The sequence below is a fragment of the Nostoc sp. C110 genome (assembly GCF_043099725.1).
Classification (GTDB): domain Bacteria; phylum Cyanobacteriota; class Cyanobacteriia; order Cyanobacteriales; family Nostocaceae; genus Nostoc; species Nostoc muscorum_A.
On sequence record NZ_CP171148.1, the window covers coordinates 764,005 to 776,605 of the forward strand.

12 protein-coding genes are annotated in these 12,601 nt (G+C 40.1%); 6 read left to right on the plus strand and 6 right to left on the minus strand.

The genetic code is table 11. The features are described 5' to 3' along the window. Window positions 1–357: 357 nt before the first annotated feature. Window positions 358–480: a hypothetical protein gene (locus ACFFRD_RS09010; protein ID WP_265578552.1), complete on the minus strand. Its 123-nt coding sequence runs from the start codon at window positions 478–480 to the stop codon at window positions 358–360. An 82-nt stretch (window positions 481–562) separates the two neighbouring features. On the opposite strand from ACFFRD_RS09010, the gene ACFFRD_RS09015 reads away from it, so the two are divergent. Beyond that, on the plus strand, window positions 563–883 hold the full coding sequence (locus tag ACFFRD_RS09015) for a HetP family heterocyst commitment protein (RefSeq protein ID WP_179073493.1): 321 nt from the start codon (window positions 563–565) through the stop codon (window positions 881–883). A gap of 293 nt (window positions 884–1,176) precedes the next feature. Here ACFFRD_RS09015 and ACFFRD_RS09020 read toward each other — a convergent pair whose 3' ends face one another. Next, a complete protein-coding gene (locus ACFFRD_RS09020; protein WP_392481218.1) occupies window positions 1,177–1,560 on the minus strand; it encodes a beta-lactamase hydrolase domain-containing protein in 384 nt (127 codons plus the stop codon). A gap of 126 nt (window positions 1,561–1,686) precedes the next feature. Further along, window positions 1,687–5,574 (minus strand): PAS domain S-box protein, encoded by a 3,888-nt coding sequence (locus ACFFRD_RS09025; protein WP_392481219.1) that lies wholly within the window; start codon window positions 5,572–5,574, stop codon window positions 1,687–1,689. Window positions 5,575–6,504: 930 nt separating this feature from the next. Here ACFFRD_RS09025 and ACFFRD_RS09030 point away from each other — a divergent pair. Then, window positions 6,505–6,756 (plus strand): hypothetical protein, encoded by a 252-nt coding sequence (locus ACFFRD_RS09030; protein ID WP_114084654.1) that lies wholly within the window; start codon window positions 6,505–6,507, stop codon window positions 6,754–6,756. Between the two features lie 531 nt (window positions 6,757–7,287). Here ACFFRD_RS09030 and ACFFRD_RS09035 read toward each other — a convergent pair. Then, window positions 7,288–7,521, minus strand: coding sequence for a DUF4327 family protein (locus ACFFRD_RS09035; protein ID WP_114084653.1), 234 nt, complete (start codon window positions 7,519–7,521; stop codon window positions 7,288–7,290). A 300-nt stretch (window positions 7,522–7,821) separates the two neighbouring features. On the opposite strand from ACFFRD_RS09035, the gene ACFFRD_RS09040 reads away from it, so the two are divergent. After that, window positions 7,822–9,054 carry a cysteine desulfurase-like protein gene (locus ACFFRD_RS09040; RefSeq protein ID WP_392481220.1) on the plus strand — a complete coding sequence of 411 codons (1,233 nt, stop codon included), beginning with the start codon at window positions 7,822–7,824 and terminating at the stop codon, window positions 9,052–9,054. A gap of 93 nt (window positions 9,055–9,147) precedes the next feature. Here ACFFRD_RS09040 and glp read toward each other — a convergent pair whose 3' ends face one another. Continuing rightward, window positions 9,148–10,413: a gephyrin-like molybdotransferase Glp gene (gene glp, locus ACFFRD_RS09045; RefSeq protein ID WP_392481221.1), complete on the minus strand. Its 1,266-nt coding sequence runs from the start codon at window positions 10,411–10,413 to the stop codon at window positions 9,148–9,150. Window positions 10,414–10,462: 49 nt separating this feature from the next. Further along, window positions 10,463–11,089, minus strand: a complete 627-nt coding sequence (locus tag ACFFRD_RS09050) for a PEP-CTERM sorting domain-containing protein (RefSeq protein ID WP_392481222.1) — start codon at window positions 11,087–11,089, stop codon at window positions 10,463–10,465. Window positions 11,090–11,294: 205 nt separating this feature from the next. Here ACFFRD_RS09050 and ACFFRD_RS09055 point away from each other — a divergent pair, with 205 nt between their 5' ends. From ACFFRD_RS09055 to rpsR, 3 genes are read left to right on the plus strand one after another with little or no spacing between them, the layout of a single operon-like run. Continuing rightward, the gene (locus ACFFRD_RS09055; protein ID WP_114084648.1) at window positions 11,295–11,852 is read left to right on the plus strand and encodes an RDD family protein; all 558 of its coding nucleotides are present in this window, start codon (window positions 11,295–11,297) and stop codon (window positions 11,850–11,852) included. Between the two features lie 43 nt (window positions 11,853–11,895). Beyond that, window positions 11,896–12,090, plus strand: coding sequence for a 50S ribosomal protein L33 (rpmG, locus tag ACFFRD_RS09060; RefSeq protein WP_094333178.1), 195 nt, complete (start codon window positions 11,896–11,898; stop codon window positions 12,088–12,090). A 2-nt stretch (window positions 12,091–12,092) separates the two neighbouring features. Next, window positions 12,093–12,308, plus strand: a complete 216-nt coding sequence (gene rpsR, locus ACFFRD_RS09065; protein WP_012411240.1) for a 30S ribosomal protein S18 — start codon at window positions 12,093–12,095, stop codon at window positions 12,306–12,308. Window positions 12,309–12,601 lie beyond the last annotated feature (293 nt).

Consider the following 12,601-nt stretch of genomic DNA (forward strand, 5'->3'; position numbering starts at 1 on the left):
TTCCAAAACTTTAGCTAGTCCACGACCTCATTCTTTTCTCCAGTCTCCGGTTCCGTGAGGTACATTTCCCACCTAATAGTAGGTAACTATAAAGACCACGCGCGTCTAGCTATGGGATGAAACCTTGCGAGGACTTCAAATCTATGGGATGAGGGAGTTAGTCATTTGTCATTTGTGAGCAGAGAAGAACTTTTTGTTTGATTCCATACCTAATCCCCAATTAAAAAAACTGTCAATTTGGCTGGAGTAACAGCAAAGACAGATTATTCTATGTATAGTAGTTAGTTCTTAATCAGGCATAAAACACTATTCTCGGTCAAGCAATACAGCCAAATTTGAGCGATCGCTAGTAGAAAATTACTCCATAAATAAGTTAAATCCAGCAAGTTTTAGCATAATCAAACCAAATGTAAGCAGATTAAAGGCTGGTAAAACAGTCACTGCTAAAATTATCATCCGTCGTCGTTGTATTGCAGACATACTACTCAGCCCAATTCAAGCAACAGCTTATGGTGGCATAAACTGATACACCTCGATTTAGATAACTTACATCAGGTTAGCTATGAACTACCACATTTCTTCTTCTGGGAAAAATTTTCACAAAGCCATTAGTCCAGAACAATTAGAGCAAGTTATGGAAGCCATTAGTGATGGTCGATATTCCTGGGCTTGTGTACTAATTTTGCGTTTCGTTGGTTACAATCCACTCCACTTTATTCCCCAACGAACTTACAGCCGTTTAATTAAAGACAATAGCCAGGTTTCAAATTCGTCTACATCTACAAAAAATCAGAGCCAAGCAAATATCAAATCTTCTGTGACTAGCTCTAGTGGTCAAGCTTCTTCTCAGGTTTTAAATATGCTGAAAAATTTAAATTATTGAAGAAGAATTCCGAATTCAGGAATTATAGCGGTTATCAGTTGAGTGCAATACAGACCTAACCCCCAGCCCCTTCTCTATAAGGGAAGGGGAGTAAAATTCAAAGCCTCTCTCCTTTTAGGAGAGAGGTCAAACTGTATTGCTTCCATTCGAGAACCGCTATAGGAATCAAGAGAATAGAGAATTCCGATCCATAACTGATAGTGTAGCGCTAGCGATGTGGGGGTTTTTGCACCGAATTAATTATTAATTCTTAATCCTGAATTCTTTATATTAAAAATAAATTTAATTTATAATTATATCAAGCCTAAAGTAATAACTTTTTGCAGGGCTTTTTCAAAAGTTATGCCCTGTTTGATAGCGATATACAACAATACTATTGCGGCGGAACGAATTGAATTATCACAATGTATCAGAGTCGGTTTGGGTAATTCCGCGATCGTTTGATATATCTGGAGCATACTTTGATGATTAATGTCTTCAGTTTTGGTTGGGAAGTTAACGTAGTATAATCCCAAAAACTCAGTCTTCTCCTGTTCGTCAGCTAACAAGCCTGTTTCATCGGGTAAACGTAAGTTTAGTACAGACTTATAACCCTCATCAGCTATTTGTTTGAGCTGGTCTAGTGTAATTTGTCCAGCGATCGCTAATTGATCGTTAATCTTCCTAACAATATTCATTAGCTACATTTATCCCATTTTATCAATGTTGGCCACCCTCTAAATTTAAGAAAACAATTTGAGGAACTTGTGAGGGATAGGGCATTGAGAATTAATTCTTACCAATACACAATACCTACTCCTAGCTCATAACTCAGCACTGCCTCTAAATAAGTTGTGTAAACTTTTCAATAATTCTCTGGCCGTATAGGGTTTTGATAAAACTGCTTTCACATTAGCATCAGAAGCTTGAGCAAATATTTCCATCGAGTTCAGTCCGCTACAGGCAATAATTTTAACCTGGTTGTTCATTTTTTGCAGGGTGCGAATAGCGGTGATTCCGTCCATCTCCGGCATCATTATATCCATCAACACGGCATTAATTTGATGCTTGTATTGGGCATAGAGTGCGATCGCTTCTATGCCATTGCTGGCAGCTAGTATCCTATAGTTATAGTTTTCTAAAATGATTGCAGTAATTTCTCTAATTTGTGCTTCATCATCTACAACTAAAATCAATTCTCCCTCTCCTGGAAGGACATCTAGGTCTTCTATCTTGAACGCTTCAGTTGCTTCCACTGCTGGTAAAAACAGGTCAAATTTGCTGCCTTTACCAACATTGGTAGACACTTTGATAAAACCGGCATGGCTTTTAATGATGCCTAACACTGTTGAAAGTCCGAGTCCTGTACCTGTGTTGACTTCTTTTGTAGTGAAAAATGGCTCAAAAATTCTATCTAATATTTCTGGCGGTATCCCAACTCCGTTATCGGCAACGGTAATCATAATGTAATGCCCAACTTGGGCATCGAGATTCATTCTGGTGTAAGCTTCATCAATAAACTTATTTTCTACAGAAATTGTGATCTTGCCACCATCTGGTAAAGCATCGCGGGCATTTACTACCAGATTCATCAACACTTGATGCAGCTGTGTGATGTCCCCAGTGATAGCCCAAGTGTCTTCTGGGATAATCGTGGACAATTCAATAGATTTGGGAAATGTTTCTTTAACGATTTGGGTAATTTCTGAAATCAGATACTTAACTTGGATAATTATCCGCTCTCCTTTAAATCCTCGCGCAAATGACAAGACTTGCTTCACTAAAGCTGCTCCACGTTGGGCGTTGCTTTCTACAAGTGCTAGCAGTTGTCCAGACCGCTCTTCATCTTGGAAAAATTTTCCTTGGATCAATTGGGCTGCTGCCAAAATTGGTGTCAATATATTGTTTAAATCGTGGGCAATACCACCTGCAAGGATACCAATACTCTCCAATCGTTGAGCGCGAAAGAACTGTTCTTCAAGTTGTTTCTTTTCGGTGATGTCAGTGTCAACACTCAGGATAGATTTAGGTTTTCCTTCAGGATCGCGCATCAATGTCCATCGGCTTTGCACAACAATTTCTTTACCGGATTTTGTCACTTTAGATAACTCACCTTGCCACGAGCCACTCTCAATTACACTTTTTAGCGGTACTTCCAGTTGATGCTGGGTTCCTGCTGGGTACAAAATTTTCCGGAGGTCTTTTCCTATAACCTCTGTAGAGAGCCAACCATACATCCGCTCTGCACCTTTATTCCAAACTAATATTTGAGATTGGAAATCTCTAACTAATATGGCATCGGTGGCGATATCAAGTAGAGCGGCTTGTTCGGAAATTTTTTGTTCCGCCAGCTTGCGCTCAGTGACATCCCTATTTGTGCCGATCATCCGAATCGGTTGACCAATTTCGTTATAGTAAGTCTGACCTTTGCAGTTTAACCAGTGTAGGCTGCCGTCGGGCCAGATAATCCGATACTCTATAGATCCCTGTCCTTCCGCAATCATCCGAGCTATATTCACAGCCACAGATTCCCGGTCTTCTGGATGGATTAAATTGAAATAATCTTCAAGGCTTGGACAGAAGGTGTTGCTCGGTAGACCATAAAGTGGCCCCATATTGGCAGACCAAATACCAGTATTGGTGATCAGGTTCCGATCCCAGATGCCCATTTGGGCTGCTTCGGTAGCTAAACTCAATCGCGCTTCACTTTCTCGCAATGACTCTTCTGCCAATTTACGCTCGGTGATATCTTCGGCGATACCACCATAGTACTGAACTTTTCCTTGGTCATCATAGATAGCAAAGCCCCGATCCCAGATCCAGCGCATCGATCCATCAGGTCGCAAAATTCGATATTCTATTGAAACCAACTCACTAATAAGCTGTTGCTTTGCTGCAATAGTTAAGCAATCGCGATCGTCTGGATAAACGTTGTCTATCCAGGACTCAGGTTGCTCCAATAGACTTTGGCAAGAGCGACCCCAAATTTTTTCATAGGCAGGACTAACGTACAAAGTTCGGAATGAATCTGGGCTGGCAATCCAGATGACTGCATGGGTATTTTCGGCAAAAGTGCGAAATTTTTCCTCGCTTTGGTGTAGTGCAGCTTCGGCAAGTTGGCGTTGCTGTAACGCGGCTTGCTGTTCGGTAATATCTCTGCCTACCCCTTGAATTTCAACAACTTCCCCTTTGTCATTATGAATTGCGATCGCATTCCATTGAAACCAACGAATACCTTTAACTGTAAATATCAGTCGCTCAGAATTAGTCAAGGGTTGGGATGAAGATCCTAAAGCTGTGATATTCTCCATCACTTGAGGCAAGTCATCTGGGTGAAAAAATTGCCAAAATGACTGACCATGATACTCATCTTGTTTCCAGCCGAAGGTTTGACAGGCAGCCATGTTAGCAAAGGTAATCTGTCCCTGCAAATCAATGCGGATAATTACGTCAAGTTGACTTTCCACTAGTTGGCGATAAAGGTTTTCGCTTTGCCGTAATGCAAGTTCTGCGCGTTGGCGATCGCTAATTTCTTGTTGCAACAAAACGTTGGACATGGCAAGTTCTGCTGTCCGTTCCGCTACTCGTTGTTCTAATTCATCGTAAGCTTGGCGCAGTGCTTCCTTTGTCTGTTGACGTTCGCTAATATCGCAAAGTAACCAGCGCCAGCCAACAAGATGCCCTTGTGAATCGTACATGGCAGCAACTCTAATGCTAGCCGGAAAAGCTTTGCCTCCGCGCGGTTTTAGGGAAATTTCCCACTCCTGTAACTGCTGCGAATTATTTAGTCGGGCGTTAAAAGCCTGACGGTCTTGATGAGCAATAAATAAAATTAATGGTTTGTTTCGCAAATATTTTTGCCGGACAGCCAGCATGGTTGCTGCCGCTCGATTAGCCTCTTGGATAATCCCTGCGACATCAGTTACCAAATAACCATCTGGAGCAAATTCAAACAAATCCTGGTAACGTTGGCGCTCCAATTCTACTAGCTCACGGGCAAGAGACAACTCTTCGTTTTGTTCGCGTAGTTCTTCTTCCACTACTTGGAGTTCTTCGAGAGCTAGCTGAAGTTCCTGATTCACTTGCATGATTTCAGCCGATTGGGACTCAACCCATGCTTTTAAGTGATTTTGAGTTTGGCTGCGGACTTGCTCTATCTCAATTGGCTGATTAACCCGCCTGAATTCATCTGTGGGTTTTTGTAAATATTGCTGTAAGCCTTCAACGACCCCAACCATTTTTACCAAGTCAAATGCTTGTAGTAAGCTAGTCTGGGTAATGATTCCTAGTAATTGCCCGCGATCGTCCAAAACGGGCAAATAGTCAGTCTGATGCTGACGCAATAATGACAAGGCAATGAAAATATCATTAGAATCTGATTGTCTAAGGGTAACTACTGGCTGCGTCATCACTTCAGCCATTGTTAGCGTGGATAAGTCTACTCCAGAAGCTATAAGTTTGATTACATCCTTTTCTGTAAAAATACCTAATAATCTTCCTGCCTCCAAAACGAAGATGCAACTAGTTAGTGGTTGAGTTCTAAAGCCTAAATCTAATGAATTTAAACTAATAGGTGCATAATTGCTAGCTATTTCTTGACTCATTAAGGCAATAGCTTCGACTACAAAACTATCAATGCTAATCGTTAAGGGAGAACGATTAATAACATTATTTAAGCTAGGTATGTTAATCAGAGGATCGTTGAATCGCATAGTTAATTCGTCAATTCTAATGATCTTTTTGATATCAGTACGAAATAATAAAAGCTAGAGTAAGTAAATTGTTGAAAATCAATAATTATTCTGCTGCAATTGCTAATAAATCAACTATTTGCGCTGTAAACCTTACAAGACCTAACACAGGCGATACGATACAAGTTAGTAACTAAACCAGGAAGTAGATAGAATTTTAGAATTGCTAAACTCATTCTATTGTCAAATTAGAGATAGCAGATCATCTATCTCAAGAGATTACCTTAATTGATGGTCTTGGTAGTCTTATGAGTATGAAATCTTTGAAATTAATTGAAGAGTGTAAAGATTAAAATCTTACTCCCGAACATTTCTACTTTTGGCTTTTATTGATAAGGCTCCAGCCACACTTTCAAGAGACAGAAGCCTTAAAGGAAAAGGGTTTGACATTTTTATCAGAAAAATGGGTTTAAAACCCCGTGTTTACTTCGGCTACGCTCAGTAACCATCCAGCACGGCTTTAAAGTAATGAGTAAGGAGTAATGAGTAATGAGTGGATAAAAAATGGGTATTTACTCATTACTTATTACTTATTACTCATTACTCCAGAATCACCGTGCGTACCCTTCTCCTGACGGAGACGCTGCGCGAACGGGGCGAACACGGAGGTGAGGATGTCAATCAATCATAGCGAGTTGCACGCCACCAGTAAGGCTGCTCTTAAGTCCCATATTTATAGATAATTAGAGAATTTCTCAATAGCCTAAAGTTATTACTTAAAAAGTATGTATAAATATTGCAAAAATATTAAGTATCTTAAATTTCCTCACAAGTTACTCATTTTTTTAAACTATAGTCAAAATATAAACAAGTTGTTTTAAATATCTACGTGCTTGTCAACTGACTACTCTGATTTGCAATAACACTTTTATTAACAGGTTTGAGAAAAATATGAATTACTGTCCTTGCTGTTCAAGCTTACTTTTAGAACATATACGCGGTGCAGATAGTTACTGGTTTTGTCGCCACTGCTGGCAAGAAATGCCAGTTTATAACCTGAACGAATCCAGTTTATTCACCGAAGCTGTCATAGGGAAAATACCTAGGAAGCCTCAAAAAGAAAAATGTAGAAATAATACTGTTTACGCAAGCCAATGGCAACCTATCAAAGAATGGATAGGGCTACAAGATTTATCTGCCTAATCTCAACTTACTGTGATTGTTTTAGTATCATTTAGCTCTCAATAATTTGGCAAGTAATTGTCATAAAGTGTAAGGCTATAGTTCAACCATGAGGTATTAACTGACACAGCTAGAAATATCAAGTCTAAAAAAGCTTGATTTTCGATTGTTATCTCATTTATCGCCTCTACATAGGAATGGCTAATAGATGCCTTGCCTCTAGTCAGCCATTAACAATTCGTAATTCGTAATAACGCTAGCACTGGTTTTCTGCTATTCTCCAGCACCTAACCCATTCATTAAGATTTATTGTTGACTTCAATAATCTCTTCTAGGACTTACGCAAACAATAGTCAAAACCCTGATTCTCTGGTAGAGGCAATTCATGTAGACGCAAAGCGGCTTCCCGCAGGGTATTGTCCCTACAATATGTAGTTTTGTGTAAGTCCTATCTTGTTTAAAACCCCCGACTTAATTCGAGGGTTTTAAATGCATGAAATAATGAATTTTTAATTTTGATTTTATCGGGATACTGCGAATGGGGCACTGCTTCTAGATGCAGCCTGTATCATCTTCCCAAGATTCATGATTGAGTAGGTCGATAATTCTATCTCTGAGTAGAAATTCGTTTTTTTCTAACTCAAGTTCAAAATTAACCCAGTCACGATGAGGAATATATTTACACAGGGTATAAATCGGCTGCTGACGGTTAACAAGTCTCTTTCTAACAAGTTGAAGTGCTTCTTCCTTGATAACTTCGATGTCGTATTTAACCGTAGTGTTCATAGGTCGTTCCTTTATTTTCAATCAAGGAATTAAGAATCAAAACAATGGTTTCTTTGACTCTACCTTAAACTTATCAAATAAATTAGCGAGAATTGTGAAGAATCAAGACATTAACTCTTGCTGGAAGTTAGATATCTCAGTAAGATACTCTTTGAGTTTCCCAGTATACCCCCCCCAGAGAGATTTTTGCAGAGCAATAACGCTAATATAAGAAGCTGTAAATAGCAGATGTAGATACTCTTTGGGCGACTTACCAAAAGGTAGGTTAGGGTAAATAACATTCTCTACAAAACTTATACTATGCTTTTGAATCTTGATAAAGTTCGTCAATATTTTCCTGCACTAGCTAGTGAATGGACTTTTTTTGATAATGCTGGCGGTTCACAAACTCTAAAAAAAGTAGTAGATAGAATTAGCGAATTTCTCCTAAGTTCCGATGTCCAGTTGGGAGCTTCTTATGCGGTTTCTCAACTTGCGGGAGAAAGATTAGCTTTAGCAACTAGGGGAATGGCTACTTTGATTAATGCCAATTCTTCTAAAGAAGTAGTGATGGGCCCATCTACGACAATGATGTTGAAAGTTCTCTCAATTTGTCTAGGTCAAACCTTTACATCTGGTGATGAGATTATTGTTACTAATTGTGACCATGAAGCCAATATTGGTGCTTGGGTGGCTTTGGAAAAACAAGGAATTAAGGTTAAAGTATGGCAAATTCGCCCAGATACCTTAGAACTTCATTTAGCAGATTTAGAACAATTGATGAGTCAGCGCACCAAATTAGTAACTTTGACTCATGCTTCTAATGTTCTGGGAACTATTAACCCAATCAAAGAAATTGCTACATTTGTACACGATCGCAACGCGATGATTTGTGTAGATGGTGTAGCTTATGCACCCCATAGATTAGTTGATGTGCAAGATTTGGATGTTGATTTTTATGCTTTGAGTTGTTATAAAGTCTACGGGCCACATCATGCCTTACTTTATGGCAAAGAAGAACATTTATTAAGATTGCCCGGACTTAATCATTATTTTATTCAACAGACAGATATACCTTATAAATTTCAGTTAGGGAATGTCAATTTTGAATTAAGTTATGGAATGTTAGGCTTATGTGATTATTTAAGTGAATTAGCACAACTGCACTACGGCGATAAAACTGCACCTGATTTGAGAAGTCAGATGGTGCAAGCATTTGATTTAATTAGCATACATGAAGAAGAACTTAGCGATCGCCTCTTAAGCTACCTCAACAGCAAGCCTAATGTCCGAGTAATTGGCCAACCAAATGCTGACCGAGAATTCCGTGTACCGACTATATCTTTTGTAGTAGATGGAATGAATAGCTCAACCATTCCGCCAAAAATTGACCAACATCATATTGGGATTCGCTACGGAGACTTTTACGCTAAACGGCTTATTGAATACTTGGGGTTAGCCTCACAAGGTGGAATAGTCCGGGTGAGTATGGTACATTACAACACCCTTGAAGAAGTTAACAGCCTGATTGAGGCTTTTGAGCAATTATTTTAAAATTGGGGAATGGGGAAGAAGCAACGGAGCAGGGGAAGAAGAACTATTTATTGATTCTTGAGCCATTTCCAATTCCCAATTCCCAATTCCCAATTACCCATTACTAAGCTGCAAAACTTGCACCTCTTCTTGTGGAGAAATTAATGTTTTACCCACCGGGAGAACAGCTAAAGCATTAGTTTGAGCCAAATTAATTAAATTTCCAGAACTGTGACTACCACCAGCTTTGTGAAATTCATAAACACCATTAATTAAATGCAATTTACCCCAAAGGTAAGTTTCCCGCTTGCCATCCGATCGCAATTCATCGTGCGATCGCACTTTCAAAAACACTGGTTCGCAACCTTCAGTAATTCCCGAAAGTTTCTTGATTGCTGGTAGCACAAACCGCCAAAATGTCACCAACACAGCCGCAGGGTTTCCTGGTAAACCAAAGTATAGGGCTGAGTGAGTAGAGACGCGATTAATCGCGTCTCTACTGGGGAAAGTGGCGACAGTAAGGGGTTTCCCTGGTCTCATTTCCACAGATCGAATGTGGATTTCTGCTTTTAGAGACTCTATAATTTTGTCAACATAGTCATAATCTCCCACTGAGACACCACCAGAAGAGAGAACTATATCAGCGATCGCAATAGCATAGGCAATAACTTTCTCCAGAACAACTGGATCATCTTTCACAATCCCTAACAGTATTGGTTCTGCGCCACTCTCCTTTACCAAAGCTGCGATCGCATACTGATTAGAATCCACAATTTGCCCTGATTGCAACGGTTGTTCAACATTCACCAACTCATCACCAGTGGAAAAAATTGCCACACGTGGACGGCGGTAAACATTTAATTGCGGACATTGTGCTGCCGCCAATACAGCTATTTCTGAGGCATTTAACTTAATTCCGGCTGGTAACAGTTGTGTTCCAGCTTGGTAAAAAGATGCTTTGTGTCTGACAAATTCTTGCGGTTGTGGCGCAGCCAGGATAAATACGCGGTTTTCCTCACGGCGTGTCTTCTCTTGGATAACTATAGTATCTGCACCTGCTGGAATCACCGCACCTGTGAAAATCCGTGCGGCTTCTCCTGGTTGAATCCTAGACTTAGGCTGATACCCAGCCGGAATATCTTCAACAATTTCTAAAACGGCTGGTTGTTCCGCGCTAGAGTGTTGCACATCTTCGTACCGAACTGCGTAGCCATCCATTGCCGAATTATCCCAATGGGGAAAATCTAACGGACTGGTGACAGGCACTGCCAAAATCCGGCTATCGGCTGCCAATAAATCTACAACTTCTGTATCCCGTTGACAATCCAACGGTTGTACTAAATTTAAAATAATTGCTTGTGCATCGCTGACTGATACCATAGCGATCGCCTCCGACTTTTTACTTCATCTCTGTAAAGTAGCACTGCGTCTACTCTTGGTTAGCTTTGTAGAGATTTTTATGAGCAGTCAATCCCAAACTACACACTGCTAGTAAACCTATAATTATGCTTCCTTCGGGAACTTGGGATACCTGAACGGAATTGTTACTTAAATCTAATATTTGCTTTGTGCCTGCTGCATCTCTATTGTTAAAACCAAATTCTTTAGCTAGAACCTCATCGCCAAAACCTTCATCTATGAGTGCGAGATTATTATTAAGCCAGGTGTCGCCAGGAAGTTCATCATCCTTACCAACATCAAAGGGGCCAAAGATTTGCTGAGTAGTGTTATCAAAGTTAAATCTCAAAAAGCTGTAGTTAGATACGCCACTAAGCACGGGAGTGAAACTATTTATGAGAGTACTAAATGGATCAAAGAAGGAAATTGAGAGAGACTGCAAATTCTTCGTAGCTCCCAAACCTGCTTCAGAAATGACGCTTGGAGCAGTTGTTGTGTCGTAGTTAAATGAACCTTTAGCTGAATAACCGATGTCTCCCTTCCAGTTAAAGTTAAACTCAGCAGCATCAGCTAGATCGTGAGTGGTTATAGCGATCGCTAATGCTAAAGCAGTAGTCGTCACCATCCCAATAGCTGTTTTAGCAAACAGATTTGTCATAGATACAACTTCCAAATAGGTTTTACAACAAAACAATACAATATTTACCAAAAACAGACTCTTGTCGAATGGGTAACATGAATGCCCTAATTATGGAACTTTTGTCTGTATGTAAGGGTTTAAAGGCCAAACCCAAATCATCACCTTAATATAAAAAACAGCAGCAATCATTATTCTCCAACCCCTAAATAAAAATACTTAATGTATGACTATCGAACGACTTCCCCAAAAACACTATCCCAAGGCTGAGATTGGGCGGCGAGGTATGGCATTAGGGCTTGATTTCCTTGGTGTCTGGTTAGTCAGTTCTCTACTTGGAGGAGGCGATATTGGGATTCAATTTGTGCAAATCCTAGTTTTTGTCATATTCTGGCTGATTTTGCGGGTGTTGGTGGTATACAACAATCAAGGGCAAAGTTTAGGGCGTTGGGCGTTCGATTTAAAGGTGTTGGAAGTCGAAGATGGGGAAGTCGTGGGCAGAATTCCAGATTTGCTCTCACTGGTAAAGCGAGAATCGATCATCGGCTTGGGTGCGCTTTTGGTGTCAATTGCCCTGAGCAATATTAGAGCCAATCCCACTGCTATACTGCTAGTACTTCCCCTAGCAATTGATTGTGCGACTGCCTTATCTGATACCCAGATGCGGCAGGCTTTACACGATCGCTATTGTGGAACTTTCATTGTTTCGTCGCGTCGTGGCTACTCACTTGATATAAAAGTTAAAAGATTAGTTGAAAATATGCGGCGGAATGTGAGAAGATAGTCATTTGTGTTAATTCTCTTCAGGCTTCACTGTTTGTAAGATTATGGCTAAGAGTAAAGGTGCCCGCATTATTGTGACACTAGAGTGTACTGAGTGTCGGACAAATTCAGATAAGCGTTCTGCTGGTGTTTCACGTTATACCAGTACCAAGAATCGCCGCAACACCACTAACAGGCTAGAACTGAAAAAGTTCTGCACCCACTGCAACAAACATACCGTTCACAAGGAAATTAAGTAGAGATGAGTTATTTCCGTCGTCGTCTTTCTCCGATCAAGCCAGGAGAACCAATCGATTATAAAGATGTTGATTTATTGCGTAAATTTGTCACCGAGCGGGGTAAAATACTGCCACGGCGGATTACTGGGCTTACGTCTCAGCAACAGCGAGAGTTGACATTAGCAATTAAACGTTCGCGGATTGTGGCCTTGTTGCCATTTATCAATGCGGAAGGTTAGATCAATTTTGGATTTGGAATTTTAGATTTTGGATTATTAAAGGGAAGCTGTATTTAAATAAACATCTGGCTTTGTCTTTCTGAGTCCAAAATCTCAAATCTGAATCAGAGAGTGTAAAATGAATTGCTGCATGAAAAATTGTTGGATTTAGGATTTAATAAACACCAGTTATAAAATCCCTTCGGGTTCAGCAGTCGCTCATGGGGGAAACCCCCAAGACCGCGCTGCTTCACCAAAATCCAAGTTGCGCTGTAAGCGCACCAAAGGTGGAATCAAAATCTAAAATTATTAGA